The following is a 16,010-nucleotide window of genomic DNA, read 5'->3' on the forward strand; positions in this document are numbered from 1 at the left end:
GCCCTCCCGCGGGAACGGCGCAGACAATCCAAATGAAACCGCCGGCGCACCGATCAGTCAACGCCGGCGCCCCGCGGCCGATCGACGGCCGCCATCCGAAGGATAAGGACACGAGATGTTTGGCGATATCGCCCGTTTTCTGCTCAATACCGTCTTTACGCTGTTCGGCGCAGCGTTGCTGCTGCGCGCATGGCTGCAGGTCGTGCGCATGCCGCCGTACAACCCCGTCACGAACGCGGTGCTGCAAGTCACCAACTGGATCGTGCTGCCCCTGCGGCACATCCTGCACAGCACCCGCAACATCGACTGGGCGAGCCTCGTTGCAGCGCTGCTTGCGGCAATTGTCTATGTAGTGCTGATGGTGGTGCTCACGGGCGCCGATCCGCTCACGCTTGTGCCGACGCTGCTGATCGTCGCCGTGCTGACCGTCATCAAGTGGGCGCTGAATCTGATCATCTGGATGACGATCCTGATGGCGCTGCTGTCGTGGCTCAATCCGCGCTCGCCGGCCATGCCGATCCTGTACCAGCTGACCGCTCCGTTCCTGAATCCGCTGCGCCGCGTGGTGCCGCAGCTCGGCGGCATCGACCTCTCGCCGATTCTGCTGTTCGTGATCGTGCAGGTGCTGCTGATGGTGGTGACTCGTGCGGCCGTACAGTTGACCTACTTCGTGATCTGAACATCGCTCCGTGCGCCTCGTGGGCAAGGGCGGCGGCGCGATTTGCGCTAACCGCCCCTTCCCGAGTAGAATTATGCGCTCTGCGGGCGTCGTATAATGGTAATACCCTAGCTTCCCAAGCTAGAGCCGTGGGTTCGATTCCCATCGCCCGCTCCAGATTCTTTTCGGCCAGCCTGGCGATTGACCAGGCGGCTTCGCAAAGGGATCTGAATCTGCCGCATTTCCCGCCCGCTTCACACACTCACTCCCCACCTGACATTCGGGAAGTCGCACAAACGCGCGATGAGCCGGACTGCCCACGCATATAGCGAATCCCGTTACGAAACCGTAATCTTGCTGCCAGTCTCAGGCCTCCTTCAAGCCGGCCGCCGTCTGGACGCACCCTTTTCGGGTGTGCTACCTTACGCGCACTTGCAACGTCCGCTCCATCTTCCTGCTGAGCCATCAGCAGAATCCAGCACGAGCCGCCTCCCATGAAGGCGGCTTTTTTGTAGTGGCAGCGGCCCGGCATGGCGATTCGAGCGAAGCGAGCCTGCGAACTGCGGCCCGTGCCGCGCAAGCGCAAAGGGCGCCTCGCAATACGCCATGCAAGCCGCCAAGCCCTCACCCTTGTAGCAGCATCGACAATGATCCACGATCCAAACGACGCCGGCCTGCCGGACGAACTCCCGCCTTCCGCCGAAGCTGAAGGCCAACCGGCCGATGCCGGCTCCGACGCCCCGCAAGAAGAAGCTTTGCATCGACGCCGCATCCGCAGCTTCGTCACGCGTGCGGGTCGCGTGTCGACCGGCCAGCGCCGCGCGATGGACGAACTCGGCCCGCGTTTCGTCGTACCCTTCACACCACAGCAACCCGACTGGAATAGCGTGTTCGGCCGTGCAGCGCCGCGCGTGCTGGAAATCGGCTTCGGGATGGGCGCGACCACCGCGGAAATCGCCTCGCACCGTCCCGGCGACGACTTCCTCGGCGTCGAGGTTCACGAGCCGGGCGTCGGCGCGCTGCTGAAGCTGATGGGCGAGCAGGCGCTGTCGAACATCCGCATCATTCAGCACGACGCTGTCGAAGTGCTTGAGCAAATGATCGCGCCGGATAGCCTCGACGGCGTGCATATCTTCTTCCCGGACCCCTGGCACAAGGCGCGCCACCACAAGCGCCGGCTGATCCAGCCAAAGTTCGTCGCGTTGCTGGTTTCGCGTCTGAAGCCGGGCGCGTACCTGCATTGCGCGACCGATTGGCAGAACTACGCCGAGCAGATGCTCGAGGTGTTGGGCGCCGATCCTGCGCTGCAAAATACCGCCGACGGCTACGCGCCGCGCCCCGAATATCGTCCGGTGACGAAGTTCGAGCGCCGTGGGTTGCGGCTTGGGCATGGCGTGTGGGATCTGGTGTTCAGGAGGCGCGGCGCGGCGTAAACCTGCACGCTACAACTCGCCCGCCATAAGAAAAAAGGTCCGCAAACGCGGACTTTTTTCATGACGTTGAAAACGGAGCGCAGACTCAGTCCGCCCAGCTCAACGCGCCGCTATAGCCCACCAGCAGGATCAATAGTCCGAAGCCGATCCGGTACCACGCGAACACGGTGAAATCGTGCGTGGAGATATAGCGCAGCAGCCAGCGCACGCAGGCGAAGGCGCTGACGAAGGCCGCCACGAAGCCGAGCGCGAAACTGCCAAGCGCGTCGGCGGACAGCAAATGCCAGTCTTTATAGAGCTCGTAAGCCGTCGCGCCGAAGATGATTGGAATCGCGAGGAAGAAAGAAAACTCCGTGGCGACGCGCCGTTCGAGGCCAAACAGCATCCCGCCGATGATCGTCGAACCCGAACGCGACATACCCGGGATCAGAGCGAAACATTGAGCGAGGCCGACTTTCAACGCATCTAGCGGACTCAAATCGTCAACGTTCCGTACCCGCGCCGCCACGTCGCCTCGCACTCGCTGGCGCGCTTCCGCCCACAGGATCACCACCCCGCCCGCCACCAGCGCGAACGCGACCGGCACCGGCGAAAACAACGCCGCCTTGATGGCCTTTTCGAACAGCAAGCCAAGCACAACCGCCGGAATCGTCGCGATGATCACGTTCAGCGTGAAGCGCCTTGCGTCGGGCCGGCTGGGCAAGCCGACCACCACGCTGCCGATGCGGCGGCGAAACTCCCAGCACACGGCCAGAATCGCACCAAGCTGGATCACGACATCGAAGGTTTTCGCGTGGTCATCCGTGAAATTGAGCAGACTGCCCGCGACGATCAAATGACCGGTGCTCGACACCGGCAAAAATTCCGTCAGCCCTTCGACGACGCCCAGAATCAGCGCCTTGCAAGCCAATAGCCAGTCCATCCGTGACCCTCATCGCTGTAGATAGTCGAAACGAACACGGTCAGCACGGTGCGCGCGCGGCCCTGCCGGCCGCGCGCAGCGTCATTTCTCGACGATTTGCACGCGTATGCCGTTTGTAAGGATGGTGATTGTACCGGGTTCGTAATTCACCCCGGCAAATTGCAGCTGTTCGGGCTTGAAGGTGTAGATCGGATAGTTGGTCAGCAACTGTGTGGCGAGCACGGCCGCCGCGGCGTTGATCTGCTGCGTGTAAGCCTGCGCCTGCCCGCTGACGCTGACGTTGTCGACGTTCGGCGCCTTCAGCACCACCGATTTGCTGGCGGCGTCGTAGGCCAGCTCGCTCGACAGCGTGAAAACGCCGTCGACCGGTTGCGGCATGAACGGGCTCGCGAGCCGGGCGTCGAGCTTCACCGAGACGCGGTTCGCGTCCGGCAGGAAGCCGACCACCGGATTGGTCAGCGCGACATCGAACACTTGCGAAACCGTGCGCTGATACGGGAATTTACGCTGCACAGCGTCCTGCACCTGCTGCTGCGAGAACGTGTAATGCGAAGGGATGAACGGGAAGATCGGTGTCGCGCAGGCCACCAGCGACACGGTAATACCAAGCGCGGTGCAGCCTGTCAGCGCTGCAAGCAGGAAGCGGCGCCGGGTCGGCGCAGCGGGTCGATTCATGCGAAATCTCCTGTGGAAGCCTTCTCGATCAAGCGGTTGCGTTGGTTTGCGTCGGATTGGGTTGTTTGCGCGAGCGGATCACGTGGCGGAATGGTTCGCGCGCGTTATCGGCGCACAGCCGGTTGCGGTTGAGTCTGCGTTTCAAGCTGGGTGAGCCATGCGAGCGCTTCGCTGCGGCTCGCGCCGCACATTTCCACCTGCGGCCGCAGACCGGAACAACACGCAGGACGCTCCGGCTGGCCGAAGATCGCGCAGCGCAGATCGTCGCCGAGTTGCACGCAACGCACCCCCGCCGGCTTGCCAAGCGGCATGCCTGGGATCGGACTCGAAATCGACGGCGCGATACAGCACGCGCCGCAATCGGGGCGGCACGCATGACCGGCCACATTGAATGGGGACTCGCGCTTCAGAACGCTGTTCGGCACATCACTCACGACATTTTTCCTGAACTCGAAAAGAGGCAACGCAACGCCAGACCCGCATTGTGCCATCGCATCGCGTGCGACCTTTTTACACAATCCGGCGGAGGGTCGCCCACGTAAACTTGGCGGATACGAAAAGCCACGCTCAAGAGGCACCTGCGCGGTTCGATCCGGTCTCGAGAACCCGCCGGCTCGTGCCTCTTCGATGGTGGCCGTCAAACCCGAGCGCCCCATGACCACCGCCAACACGCTATTCCGCCCCGACCTGCTCGCCAAATACAACGCGAACGGTCCACGGTATACGTCCTATCCGACCGCCTTGCAGTTCCGCGACGCGTTCGATCCCGCTGACTATTTAGGCGCCGCAGCCGACCCAGGCGCGTCCTCCACCGACCTCTCGCTGTACTTCCACATCCCCTTTTGCGACACCGTGTGCTTCTACTGCGGTTGCAACAAGGTTGCCACCAAAAACCGCGCGCACGCGCGTCCCTATGTCGAGCACCTGAAGCGCGAAATGGTTTTGCAGGCGGCGTGTTTCGACACGCGGCGCCCGGTGTCGCAATTGCATTGGGGCGGCGGCACGCCCACGTTCCTTTCGCACGATGAAATGGCGGAACTGATGGCAACGGCACGTGAACACTTCACGTTGCTGCCCGATAGTGAAGGCGAGTATTCGATCGAAGTCGATCCGCGCGAAGCGTCGCCCGAGACCATCGCGCATTTGCGCACACTCGGCTTCAACCGGCTCAGTCTCGGCGTGCAGGATTTCGATCCGGTGGTGCAACAGGCGATCAATCGCATTCAGCCGCTCGAAATGACCGCCTCGGTCATGCAAGCCGCGCGTGACACGGGGTTCCACTCGATCGGCGTCGATCTGATTTACGGGCTGCCGCATCAAACCGCCGACAGCTTCAGCCGCACGCTGGACACGATGATCGAACTCGCGCCCGATCGCCTTTCGGTGTTCGCGTATGCGCACATGCCTCAGCTCTTCAAGATGCAACGGCAGATGGACGCGGCCACGCTGCCCTCGCCCGCTGTGCGCCTGGCGATCCTGCAACGGGTGGTCGAGCGGCTCACGGGCGCGGGCTATGTCTACATCGGCATGGATCACTTCGCGCTGCCCACCGACGAACTCGCGCGCGCCCAGGCGCAGCGTACGCTGCAGCGGAATTTCCAGGGGTACAGCACGCGTGCGGAATGCGATCTGATCGGCTTCGGTGCGTCGGCGATCGGCAAGGTTGGGGACGTGTACGCGCAGAACACCAAGAACCTGCCCGGCTATGCCGCGGCAATCGATGCCGGCAAACTCGCGATCACGCGCGGCGTGCGGCTCACCGCCGACGACCGTCTGCGTCGCGATGTAATCACGCAATTGATGTGTAATCTGGAACTGCGCTTCGAAGAATTCGAAGCCGCGCACGGCATCCGCTTCGCCGATACGTTCGAGCCGGAACTGGAGCGCTTGCGCGGCTTCGAGCAGGACGGACTGGTGTCGATAGGCGGCAGCAAGCTCGAAGTGCAGATGGCCGGACGCATGCTCGTGCGTAACATCGCGATGGTGTTCGACCGCTATCTCGGCCAGCAGACGCTCGAACGGTTTTCACGCACGGTTTGATGGCTGAGCTTGCGAAGAAAGCAGCCGGCTTGCCGACCGTCGAATTTTCCGCCATAATCTGCGTCTTCGCCGCGCGCCCTACTCTGACGCGTGCGCTGCAGGACCTGCCCAGGTGGTGAAATTGGTAGACGCAGGGGACTCAAAATCCCCCGCCGCAAGGCGTGCCGGTTCGATTCCGGCCCTGGGCACCAGTACTGCAAACGCATAAACCTCTCCGAAAGTCAAGAAATACCGTACTTTCCGGCTCTAAGCCTTATCCAGTAAGCCTCCCAGCATTGTCCGACTGTGCATGAAAATGCATTGAGTTTTGATCCTTGCACCCAGCACTGCCCACGATCTGCACACGACACTGCACACGACACTGCACACGCTACAGTCTCGCTGCGATCTGCTCGGCCGATTCCCGGTAGTACGTGTTTTGAAGGATGGACAAATCTTTGTGACCGCTGATCTTGGCGAGCGTCATAACGTCCACCTTGCGCGATAGTCGCGTGAGCTTCCGCCCATGAATCGCGAATCGTGAAAGTACAAGCCTTCAATTAATAGTTGGTCGCGGGCCTTCCGAAACAACGCACCGAAAGACGCGGAGCGCCGCGCTCGGCTATGTGCCGAATCACGCCAACGCATTTTCTGGTTGCGTCTGATACGCGTCCATGTTGGACCTGGTGAGTCTCACGAAAGCGACGCGCAAGAACGAGCCTCGTTCATGAATTGATGAATCTCATTCGCCAAATGAGCAACCCCGTAATCTTCCGCAGATCTCGCGACCTGCCGCGTCGATCCGATGAAGCCACGAAGACCGCGTAAATCAACCCGACCTCAATTGCATCGCAATCAGAGAACCATTGGCATACCTGTTGCTCGTCACCTTCGTACATAAAACAACTGGAGGTGACACATGGCGCTCGATGCACATAGCAGAGCTTTCCTCGAGGCACTGGCGGAGAAGGGGGCCAAGCCGTTCCATCAAATAGGTGTGCCTGAGGCGCGGAACTTCATGGAGGGACTTCGTGACATCGTCGGCCCGGGACCCGACATGTACCGGGTCGAGGACCTATTCCTCGATCAAGGGGGACATGCCCTACATCTGCGGGTACTTGCTCCCGAAAGCAGGTCTTCCGGGATCGTTGTGTACTGTCATGGCGGTGGCTGGGCACTCATGTCGATCGACGACTATGACGCAGCAGGACGGCACATCGCGTACGAAACCGGTTGCACGGTCTTGCTCGTCGACTACCGTCTCGCTCCCGAACACCCCTATCCGGCAGCGATCGATGATGTATGGCTCGCACTCGAATGGGCGGCCACCCACCGGGAAGCATTGAACGGAAGTCCGCACGCACCGCTCATCGTCGCCGGCGACAGCGCGGGAGGCAATCTTGCAGCGGTCGTCACTCAACGAGCACATGCCCGTGGCGGACCCGAGATCGCGCAGCAACTGCTCATCTATCCGGTCACACAGGACGATCTGAATACGCCCTGCTATCTCGATCCAGACAATCAGGCGCTGCTTGGTCAGGAGGACATGCGCTGGTTCTGGGATCTCTATCTTCCGGACACCGCAGCCCGGCAAGCATCCGAAGCATCGCCGCTGCGGGCAAAAAGCTTCCGGGGGTTGCCACCGGCCATTGTCATCACCGCCGAACACGATGTGCTTCGCGACGAAGGCGAGGCGTATGCGGCCGCGCTACAGTCCGCGGGCGTCCACGTGGACCATCGACGCTTCGCCGGACAGATGCATGGCTTCTTTGGCCTCGACGCGCTTCTACCGGCGAGCGCCGAGGCCAGAGGTTATCTCGCTCAGGCTGTCCGTACTCGATTGGGCGAGCTTTGTAATGACGCGGAACGAAAGGATCTCCTCCTGGACCGATGAACGGCAAGACTGTCTTCGCTGGGGATGCCGGCCATCGCCGGCGCGCTCCCCGTCGGACGGCACCTACTTTTCGTCGCCCGGCAGTTTATCGAGACGATAGGCGAGTTGCGCACGTGTCAGCCCCAGAAGTCGCGCGGCCTTTGACACATTACCCTCGGCCTTGGCCAATGCAGCTTGTAGCAATCGCGCCTCCAGTTGTTCCAGACTAAAGTCCTCGACCAGCAACGACTCGCACAAAAGGTCCGGCTCACTCCCCATGACTGGCTTTGACGTTTTCAGTTGCCCCCTGTCGTCAACGCGAATCACCAGTTTGCCCGTCTCGGGAAGCGACGGGAAGAATGCGTCCAGCTCGATGGCCTGGTTGCTATCGGTCAGAATGACGCCGCGCTCGATCATGTTCTCGAGCTCCCGCACATTTCCCGGCCAGCTGTATGCCATGAGGGCCTTCATCGCCTTGTCGGAGACGCCCGCGGTCTTCTTGTTGTAGAGCGCGTGAAACTTGCCGAGAAAATGCTCGAGTAGAAGCGGTATGTCCTCCGTGCGGTCACGCAGCGCAGGAATATGAACCGGATAGACATTGAGCCGATAAAACAGGTCCGCGCGAAACTTGCCTGCCTTCACGGCGTCGCCCAGATCCTCGTGGCTCGCCGCGACCAGCCGAACATCAACCTTGCGGGTCTCGGTTCCGCCGACGCGCTCAAGCTCTCCTTCCTGCAGCACTCGAAGCAAGGCCGCCTGGGCACGCGGGCTCAGCTCAACCACTTCATCGAGAAAGAGCGTACCTTCGTTCGCTCTCTCGAACTTGCCCTCCCGGCTGGTCACCGCTCCGGTGAAGGCGCCTTTTTCCACCCCGAACAGCTCCGCCTCAATGAGATCAGGGGGGATGCAGGCACAGTTCACCGCAACGAACGGCCTGGAGGCTCTCGGTGAGCGCATATGCAGTGCGCGCGCAAAAATCTCCTTGCCGACACCGGTCTCGCCTTGCAGCAGGACGCTAACGGGCGCGGTCGCCGCTTTCTTCAAAAGCTCGCTCGCGTGCATGAAACGGCTCGAGCGGCCTACGGAGTTTGCGATAAGCCCATCTGGGGCGCTCGCGTTGCGTACGGACGCCTGCAACTGGCTCAGTTGAGTTTGAACCGAAAGCAGTTCTTCTGCCATCGCGTCCGGTTGCAGCAGGCGGACCAGATCATCATGATCTTCCCACTCCTCCGCAGGACGGCCGACAATTCGACAATGGTCCGCGCCGCACCCGAGGCACTCCACTTCCTTGAAAAAAATGCTTCGACCCATGTAGTACGTTGTGAAGCCGTTCGCATATCCAACGAGTTGCCAACAGACCGGTTCGCTTACCGGTCCGTGTTCCCGCAGGTGCAACTCAGCTTCAAAGGCGTCTTGCCACTGAAACTCCGCGTAGAACTGCCCTTGCCCGACATCGAACTCAAGCTTCAGCGGCTTTACGTTCACCATCCCCTTGATCAGCGCCAGTTGGGGACCGGCGAAGAACGCCTCCGCAGTGGAAAGATCCGGACGTAGCTGGCGGGCCAGGATCGCATCGCGCCAGCCGGAGTGGTAACTGAGGCGCATAAGCAGTCCTCGCGCGCGCTGACTTCCCAAGGTCCTGGTAAGCTCCGTCCGCAGGTTCGCGAACATGCTGCTGTGTGTGAGGAGCATGCGCTGCTCGTGCAGCCAGATCTTGCCCTGCTCGACGTCGAACGTGATTTGTGAAACCAGGTCCCGGCTCTCGGGGAATTTCGGATCTTTGTTGCTCGACATTCAGTCCCCACCATCGAAGGCGATTCGCGTATGTGCGGTGACCCGGGGTCGCGTCGCCGTCACCGGTCGTTTCGATTGTAGGCGCGCGCGTTCAGGTCGCGTCATCAGTATCCACCCTATCGAAGGGACGTCGGTCGCGACGAACGCGTGAACCAGTTGGGCGACACGCCGTGCTGCGGCCGAACTTCACCATATCGGAAAGAGCCTTGATGATTTCCGCAACCTGACGGGTCGATCGTTTGGCCGAGCTCCTCCGTTTCGGTCGCCAGGCGCTGTCGCCACAGGCTCTACAGCCAATGGCACAGACGTTGCATTGACTTGTGCACCCCGGTGGGCTTTTCCCATCCTGCGCCTGCCCGGAAACAGAGACCGTAAAACACAAGGAGACTCGTATGTCCGAAATGATCGGAGCAGTTGCGCAAGAGGCAATGGAGGAAGTCGATGCCGTCGTCGTCGGCGCGGGCTTTGCAGGCCTGTACATGCTTCACCTGCTTCGCGACAAGCTCAAGAAGCGCGTCGCCGTGTTCGAAATCGCGGATGGTGTCGGTGGCACCTGGTATTGGAACCGCTACCCGGGCGCACGTTGCGATATCCCCAGCCACCACTATTCGTATTCGTTCTCCGAAGAGTTGCAGCAGGAGTGGACCTGGTCCGAAAAGTACGCCGCGCAGCCGGAGATTCTTGAGTACCTCAACTTCGTTGCCAACAAATTCGACCTTTTCCGCGACATTCATTTTCAGACGGCCATTACCTCGGCGATCTATGACGAGGCATCGGCAAAATGGACTATTCAAACGAGCGCCGGCAAGCGCATCCTCGCAAAGTTCTTCATTCCTGCCGTAGGCACGTTGTCTCATGCCAACATCCCCAAATTCAAGGGGCATGACAGCTTCAGGGGCGACGTCTACTTTACCGGGCACTGGCCCAAGGAAGGCGTCAACTTCAAAGGCAAGCGCGTGGGCATCATCGGCACGGGGGCAACCGCCATGCAGGCGATTCCGCTCATCGCGGAAGAAGCGCTTCATCTGACGGTGTTCCAGCGCACCCCGAACTATGCCGCGCCCCTCATGAACGCGCCCATGGACCCCGTGCTGGACCAGCAGGCGAAAGCCATGTACCCGGAGCTTCGTCGTCAGGCATGGGACAGCTTTGCAGGCGTGCCGTTCGAGCGGCTCAAACCTTCGGCGCTAGAGGTCACGCACAACGAGCGCGTCGCCCACTATGAAGCATGCTGGAACGACGGTGGTTTCAGCCTCTGGATCGGCAGCTACCAGGACATCCTCTTCGACAAGCGGGCGAACGAAACCGCAGCGGAGTTCGTGCGCGGCAAGATTCGCGCGCGCGTGAAGGATCCGGCTATTGCGGACATGCTCTGCCCGCCTGTCGGCCAGACCTACGGCACCAAACGCCAGCCTTGCGAAACCAACTACTACGAGACGTACAACCGCGACAACGTCACGCTAGTCGACATCAAGAAAGCGCCCATTGAAGAGATCACCGAAACCGGCATCACGACCACTGACGCATCGTATGAATTCGACTGCCTGATCTACGCCACCGGCTTCGATGCCTTCACCGGCGCCCTGTTCAAGATGGACATCCGCGGACGCAACGGTCAGACGCTCAAGGAGCGCTGGTCCACCGGACCGCGCACGCTCGTCGGGCTCGCTGCTCACGGCTTCCCCAACATGTTCACTATCACTGGTCCGCAAAGCCCGTCGGTGCTGTTCAATATGCCGCTCGGCATCGAGATGCACTGCGAATGGATTGCCGAGTGTATCGAACACATGTCCGAGAACGGCATCGCAAGTATCGAGGCAAATGAGCGGGAAGAAGATGACTGGATCGCTCACGTCAAGGAGGTCGCTGACGCCAGCCTTCTACCAGAGGCGACGTCGTGGTATCTGGGCGCGAACATCCCAGGAAAGCCCCGTGTTTTCATGGTCTATCTCGGTGGCGGCAAACACTACAAGGACGTCATCTCGACGATCGCGCACAACGGCTACACCGGGTTCACGCTCGACAGGCAACAACGCCTGACGGATGCCCCCGAATCTGTACCCACGGCCTGACCAGGCGACGCGCGCGGCCTGCCTGCCGCACGACGGCGTGATTCGCGCCGTCCAGGCGGCGAGCCTTCAAACAGATTGAGCCATACCAGCGGCGCAGGTCGAGGCTGCTGCGATTGGCCCGCGCAATAACGTCCAACAAGCTGTAACTCCGGCGGCCAGGCGCAATTCGCGCCAGGCCGCCGGCACGGCATTGTGCGCCGCGTGCCAGTCCTTTCAATAAAACAAAATAGGAGATGCGAGATGCAGGATGAAAAAGGTCACAAACCGAAGAGGCTTCGATCACGTCGGAATGAGCGCGCAAGCGCCGCGTCCGGATCCATGCGAAAGGCATGCTGCAAGATCTTCGCGGCGTGCATGATGGCCGTTCCCTTCCAGATGGCCCATGCAGTCATCGAGACGGATCCCGCCGACTATGTTCCCTTGCCGCCAGGAACGAACCTCGCCGTTCTTTACTACCAGCATGCTTTCCGCGATAGCACGTACCACGGTGGCGAACAGGTGAACATTCCGTTCAGGCTGGAGACCGACATAGCGATCGCACGGTATGTACGCTATCTCAGCGTCGCCGGCTTCACCGTGGATGTGCAGGCAATCGTCCCGTTCGGCAGCGTACGCTTGAGTCAGCCGGTGAGCTCGGTCTCGAACGGTGCCGGCGATCCCTTCCTGGGAACGGTCATCTGGTTGTTGAACGATCAGAAGGCGCAGCGTTATCTGGCGCTCGGTGCGTTCCTGGGCATTCCGGTTGGCAGCTACGACAGCGCCAAGGGAGCCGTCAACGTTGGTTCGAATCGATGGCAAGGCGTTTTTCAGATCTCCTACGGTCAGCCGATCTACGGAAACCTCGCATTCGACGTGACGGGCGAATATGCGATCTACGGCGCCAACAACGACTTTGCTGGACTCAAGTATCAGCAAAAGCCCACCTACGAACTCCAGACGCATTTGCGTTATGCGCTGACGCCGCTCACCACATTTGGAGTCAGCTTCTATCAAACCGCGGGGGGACGCAGCACGCTTGGCGGAGTCGATCAGGCCGATCGCATCAACACCAGCCGCTACCTGCTGACTATCCAGCAGATAATCGTTTCCCCCACGCTGCAACTTGAAGCTCAGTTTGGACAGGATATCCACGTCTCGAGCGGACCCAAGGAAAAATATCGGGTCAACCTGCGGTTGGTGAAGGTCTTTTAACGCTGGACGTCTGTTTGACTGCCGGGCAGCCGCCCGGTGCAGCCCTCCGCCCGCTTCACCTCGGGGACGGGACCTTCGCGCGTGGCAACCGCGAAGTCCTCCCAGAGGTGCGGATCGCCGTCGATGTCAAGCCGACGGAAGGCGGCCCTTTACGGGCCGCTTTAGTTCGAGTAATGCCCTCTTGCGCAACATGCTCCGCAAGAGGGCTACGTGCGCCGCGCTGCGTAAGTGGGCAACGGGACCTGTCCAGGTTTCAGATCGACCTGAACAGAGGGCTTTTCGCCAGAGCTTCGGCGCCGTCCGCACTGGTCAGGAATTTCTCTGTGTAGATATCGCGCTCGAACAGTTGCCCTTGCATGAGCGTTCTGATGGACGCTTCAATCATGACCGGCGGCCCGCAGAGATACGCCTTGTGGCCGCGAAAATCGTTGGCAAAGTGCGCTTTCGCGGCTTCATGAACAAAGCCGCGAAAGCCATCCCAGGCGGAATCCACAGCCTCGCTGGAAAGTGCGGGTACATACGTGAAGTTTGCATGCCGCCCTGCCAGTTCAAGAAAAAGGTCGTGATAGTAGAGCTCTGCCCGATCGCGAGCGCCATACAGCAGCGTGATCGGCCGCTCATCTCCCTGCTCGAGCAAATCCAGCAGCATCGATCTTGGACTTGAAAGCCCCGATCCACCTGCAATCAGGATGACAGGTTGCGGGTCCGACGCGCGCACGAAAAATCGGCCGAACGGACCGCTAAAGCGAATCTCGTCGCCAGGCTTCAAACCCTCGTGCAGATAGCCGGTCCCTGTTCCGCCCGGCACACGCCTGACGTTCAGTTCGATCAGCCTCGAAGAGCCGGGCTTGTCTGCAAGCGAGAACGCGCGTGGCATGTCTTCACCGGGAATATGGACGTTCACGTACTGACCTGCCTGAAACTCGATGCCCTCGTCATCCAGTTCGATGAAGATGCCCTTGATCGTCGGCGTCAGATCGATCATCTCCTTCACGCGGCCCGTATGGTCCTTAACCGGGAAGTGACGTGCATCGACGTCTTCATCGATATCGGCCTCGATCGTGAGGTCGGATTGCGCCGTCGCGCAGCAGGCGAGACACTTGCGCTCGTCGCGCTCGAAGTCCATCAACGCGAACGGTGACGCGTTGCCATGTTCGACCTCGCCATCAGTGACCTGAACCTTGCAGGTCGCGCACAGGCCGTGACAGCACGCGTGCGGCAGCCACACACCTGCCCGAAGGCACGCGTCGAGAATGGTCTGGTTATCGCCGATTTCAATGGTGTGACCGATCGGCTCGATCGTTAGCTGATAGCTCATTTCAGCCTCTCCTCTCTTCGTGATTGCGTCCGTCGCTGGCCTAACTGCAGGAACCGTGGATTCCGGTCAGGCCGGGCGTGCGAAAGCGAATCAACGCCTTGTGCAGCAATCCGTTTTCAGCGAGCGTCCGGTCGAACTCGGGTACAAAGCGTTCGTTTGACCGGAACCATTCGATTTCTCCGATCACGACCTTGTCCCAGTCGGGATGCGATGAATAAATACCCGGAATGACTTCGTTGGCGAGCGTTGCGAAGGTCGTTGCCGGCGAGACTGGAATGCAATGCGGCGCGCAGAACATCAGATGATCCTCCCAGCCGATAAAGAGGAGCCGGTTGCCGTGAAAGTTTTCTTCACGGTCCTTCACTTCGCCCTTATAGCCTTCATTGAGCGCGATAACTGGCATGACTTGTCTCCTTCAGGATTCGATCGACGTGCGCCTTCAGGCGGCTTTTTCGGCGGGTGCGGTTTCCCGCGTCTCTTCTCCGCCATGACTCGGTTTGCCGGTCCAGCGCAGCCAGTTCTTCCTGTCTGGCGAATCCTCGAATTCGTGGCCGTCTTCACCTACGTTGATGTGGTAGTAGCGCAGCACTTCAGCCAGCGGGTTGAAGTCGGCTGCGGTGGGATCCGCATCTTTCTCGAAGCAATTTCCCTGGTAGATCTGGTGCACAGGTAGCCACGCCTGCACATACTTCTCTGGTTCGTTGTCGAAGACGTCCTTGCAGCCGTCGGAGCAGAAGTGATACTTGTTGCCGAGGTAGTCGCTTTCGCGATAGCAGATCTTCGTCGGATCGTCGGGCTCCGTGAACGCCATCGGAATCTGGCAAAGCTGGCACAGCATCGGCAACGTGTTGTTGTAAAAGCGCTTGCCCTGCTGTTGCTGTTCCCGCCAGTACTCGAGGCGGGGCCGATAGAGCTTGTCGAAGGTCGCAGGATACTTTTCGGCCAGCCAGATCATTTCGTCATCGGACGGTACCCATGTGTGCATGGCCGCCGCGTGCGTGTAGTTGTAGAAGATGCCCCACGCCTCATGCGAGAGGCGATCTTTCTCTTTCGATGCAACGTCGTGGTACTTCGGCATGCGAATGCCATAGCGCTCGAGGTCATGAAACAGCGCACCGCCGTTCTTCTCGAAGTAGGTTTCCCACGCTTCCTGCCAGGACATGATCCGCTTGGGCAACATGTAGTCCATCATCATCGCAACGAGCGTCAGCAGGCGGTAGCCGCGCCAGAACCACTTGTCGACCCATTTCTGGATGATCGGCACATTGCCGGGGTCCTGTTCAAGCAGAAATTTCACGACCTCCAGCCCGAGGGTCATGTGACGCGATTCGTCGGACTGCGCGGAGAAGCCGAATGTCACCGTCGCCATGTCGCCGTTAAACGCGGCACCTGACATGAACGGCATGAACAGCAGATTGGTCAGCACATATTCGAACGAGAACGAGATCGCCGTCACGAATTCGAATGGCCCGGCGCTCATCGCGTCTTCGAAATACGACTTCGGCACTGACAGGTACCAGAGCCGGTCGTGCATATGCTTGAAGTCGTGAAAGCCATTGAAGAACTTGTTGTAATGGCTGATCGTGTGGACCTGCGTTTGCGCGTGACGCAGTTCGTCGATCGCCTGCATCTGGCAGGCGATCCGCGCACCGGCTCCACGAAAGTTGCGCCCGGCCAGCGCGAAGCCGCGATGCGCCGCGTATTCGAGTGGGCTTACCCCCGTCAGGAACAGCTTCAGCGCGTTGATATACCGTGGGTCGGTGACGTTGAACTGGCCGTTGTTCTGCTGGAAAGCATCGATGATCGCGTAGAGCTTGCGTTCCTTCTCTCCCTGATACTTCCAGTAGGCGTCCATCGTCAGACGGAACGGGTCTTCCCATTTGTCCCAGTCGTGGACCTTGATGCCTTCGAATCTGTCGTACGGAAAAACCTTGTCCATCGGCTGGTAGGTCGTTTCCCATCCGAGGCCGCGTGTCAACATCGCATAGTTTTCCTTGATGCTCAACTTCTTCGGCGTCGCGTTGGTGGTGCTCATGTTGTGTCTCCTGTTCGCCC

At 60.2% G+C, this 16,010-nt stretch carries 13 protein-coding genes and 2 tRNA genes; 8 read left to right on the forward strand and 7 right to left on the reverse strand.

Features of this window, described 5'->3' with window-relative positions; all coding sequences use genetic code 11:
* Positions 1-115: 115 nt before the first annotated feature.
* The 3 genes from P3T22_RS09915 (at position 116) to trmB (ending at position 2,091) form a co-directional block, all read left to right on the forward strand.
* On the forward strand, positions 116-679 hold the full coding sequence (locus tag P3T22_RS09915; protein WP_063497070.1) for a YggT family protein: 564 nt from the start codon (positions 116-118) through the stop codon (positions 677-679).
* Positions 680-761: 82 nt separating this feature from the next.
* Positions 762-835, forward strand: a tRNA-Gly gene (locus P3T22_RS09920).
* Positions 836-1,305: 470 nt separating this feature from the next.
* Positions 1,306-2,091, forward strand: a complete 786-nt coding sequence (gene trmB / locus P3T22_RS09925; protein WP_429324855.1) for a tRNA (guanosine(46)-N7)-methyltransferase TrmB — start codon at positions 1,306-1,308, stop codon at positions 2,089-2,091.
* A gap of 85 nt (positions 2,092-2,176) precedes the next feature.
* On the opposite strand, the gene P3T22_RS09930 is transcribed toward trmB, so the two are convergent.
* The 3 genes from P3T22_RS09930 to P3T22_RS09940 form a co-directional block, all read right to left on the reverse strand.
* Positions 2,177-3,013 (reverse strand): undecaprenyl-diphosphate phosphatase, encoded by an 837-nt coding sequence (locus P3T22_RS09930; protein ID WP_429324856.1) that lies wholly within the window; start codon positions 3,011-3,013, stop codon positions 2,177-2,179.
* 81 nt (positions 3,014-3,094) lie between these two features.
* A complete protein-coding gene (locus P3T22_RS09935; protein WP_429324857.1) occupies positions 3,095-3,688 on the reverse strand; it encodes a DUF1439 domain-containing protein in 594 nt (197 codons plus the stop codon).
* Positions 3,689-3,792: 104 nt separating this feature from the next.
* Positions 3,793-4,122, reverse strand: coding sequence for a YkgJ family cysteine cluster protein (locus P3T22_RS09940; RefSeq protein WP_082855104.1), 330 nt, complete (start codon positions 4,120-4,122; stop codon positions 3,793-3,795).
* A 220-nt stretch (positions 4,123-4,342) separates the two neighbouring features.
* Between P3T22_RS09940 and hemN the strand changes: the two genes are divergently transcribed.
* From hemN to P3T22_RS09955, 3 genes are all read left to right on the forward strand, one after another.
* Entirely contained in the window at positions 4,343-5,728 is a 1,386-nt protein-coding gene (gene hemN / locus P3T22_RS09945; RefSeq protein ID WP_429324858.1) for an oxygen-independent coproporphyrinogen III oxidase, read from the forward strand.
* 106 nt (positions 5,729-5,834) lie between these two features.
* Positions 5,835-5,919: transfer RNA gene (locus P3T22_RS09950), tRNA-Leu, on the forward strand.
* 707 nt (positions 5,920-6,626) lie between these two features.
* On the forward strand, positions 6,627-7,601 hold the full coding sequence (locus tag P3T22_RS09955; RefSeq protein ID WP_429324859.1) for an alpha/beta hydrolase: 975 nt from the start codon (positions 6,627-6,629) through the stop codon (positions 7,599-7,601).
* Between the two features lie 63 nt (positions 7,602-7,664).
* Here P3T22_RS09955 and P3T22_RS09960 read toward each other — a convergent pair whose 3' ends face one another.
* Positions 7,665-9,374, reverse strand: coding sequence for a sigma 54-interacting transcriptional regulator (locus tag P3T22_RS09960; RefSeq protein ID WP_429324860.1), 1,710 nt, complete (start codon positions 9,372-9,374; stop codon positions 7,665-7,667).
* Between the two features lie 320 nt (positions 9,375-9,694).
* On the opposite strand from P3T22_RS09960, the gene P3T22_RS09965 reads away from it, so the two are divergent.
* Together P3T22_RS09965 and P3T22_RS09970 are read left to right on the forward strand one after the other, a co-directional pair.
* On the forward strand, positions 9,695-11,446 hold the full coding sequence (locus P3T22_RS09965; RefSeq protein ID WP_429324861.1) for a flavin-containing monooxygenase: 1,752 nt from the start codon (positions 9,695-9,697) through the stop codon (positions 11,444-11,446).
* Between the two features lie 240 nt (positions 11,447-11,686).
* Positions 11,687-12,637 carry a transporter gene (locus P3T22_RS09970; protein ID WP_429324862.1) on the forward strand — a complete coding sequence of 317 codons (951 nt, stop codon included), beginning with the start codon at positions 11,687-11,689 and terminating at the stop codon, positions 12,635-12,637.
* Positions 12,638-12,890: 253 nt separating this feature from the next.
* On the opposite strand, the gene P3T22_RS09975 is transcribed toward P3T22_RS09970, so the two are convergent.
* The 3 genes from P3T22_RS09975 to P3T22_RS09985 are packed head-to-tail and all read right to left on the reverse strand — an operon-like array spanning position 12,891 to position 15,990.
* The gene (locus P3T22_RS09975; RefSeq protein WP_429324863.1) at positions 12,891-13,955 is read right to left on the reverse strand and encodes an NADH:ubiquinone reductase (Na(+)-transporting) subunit F; all 1,065 of its coding nucleotides are present in this window, start codon (positions 13,953-13,955) and stop codon (positions 12,891-12,893) included.
* Between the two features lie 40 nt (positions 13,956-13,995).
* Entirely contained in the window at positions 13,996-14,358 is a 363-nt protein-coding gene (locus P3T22_RS09980) for a phenol hydroxylase subunit P4 (RefSeq protein WP_063497097.1), read from the reverse strand.
* 36 nt (positions 14,359-14,394) lie between these two features.
* Complete coding sequence (locus P3T22_RS09985) at positions 14,395-15,990, reverse strand: aromatic/alkene/methane monooxygenase hydroxylase/oxygenase subunit alpha (protein ID WP_063497098.1); 1,596 nt, start codon at positions 15,988-15,990, stop codon at positions 14,395-14,397.
* Positions 15,991-16,010: the final 20 nt, after the last annotated feature.

This window comes from Paraburkholderia sp. GAS348 (assembly GCF_050434205.1).
Lineage (GTDB): Bacteria > Pseudomonadota > Gammaproteobacteria > Burkholderiales > Burkholderiaceae > Paraburkholderia.

Excerpts from the sequence above, each read along its gene's own strand:
- P3T22_RS09915 (WP_063497070.1), top strand. The coding sequence starts at position 116 with ATGTTTGGCGATATCGCCCGTTTTCTGCTCAATACCGTCTTTACGCTG.
- trmB (WP_429324855.1), top strand. The coding sequence starts at position 1,306 with ATGATCCACGATCCAAACGACGCCGGCCTGCCGGACGAACTCCCGCCT.
- P3T22_RS09930 (WP_429324856.1), bottom strand. The coding sequence starts at position 3,013 with ATGGACTGGCTATTGGCTTGCAAGGCGCTGATTCTGGGCGTCGTCGAA.
- P3T22_RS09935 (WP_429324857.1), bottom strand. The coding sequence starts at position 3,688 with ATGAATCGACCCGCTGCGCCGACCCGGCGCCGCTTCCTGCTTGCAGCG.
- hemN (WP_429324858.1), top strand. The coding sequence starts at position 4,343 with ATGACCACCGCCAACACGCTATTCCGCCCCGACCTGCTCGCCAAATAC.
- P3T22_RS09955 (WP_429324859.1), top strand. The coding sequence starts at position 6,627 with ATGGCGCTCGATGCACATAGCAGAGCTTTCCTCGAGGCACTGGCGGAG.
- P3T22_RS09960 (WP_429324860.1), bottom strand. The coding sequence starts at position 9,374 with ATGTCGAGCAACAAAGATCCGAAATTCCCCGAGAGCCGGGACCTGGTT.
- P3T22_RS09970 (WP_429324862.1), top strand. The coding sequence starts at position 11,687 with ATGCAGGATGAAAAAGGTCACAAACCGAAGAGGCTTCGATCACGTCGG.
- P3T22_RS09975 (WP_429324863.1), bottom strand. The coding sequence starts at position 13,955 with ATGAGCTATCAGCTAACGATCGAGCCGATCGGTCACACCATTGAAATC.
- P3T22_RS09980 (WP_063497097.1), bottom strand. The coding sequence starts at position 14,358 with ATGCCAGTTATCGCGCTCAATGAAGGCTATAAGGGCGAAGTGAAGGAC.
- P3T22_RS09985 (WP_063497098.1), bottom strand. The coding sequence starts at position 15,990 with ATGAGCACCACCAACGCGACGCCGAAGAAGTTGAGCATCAAGGAAAAC.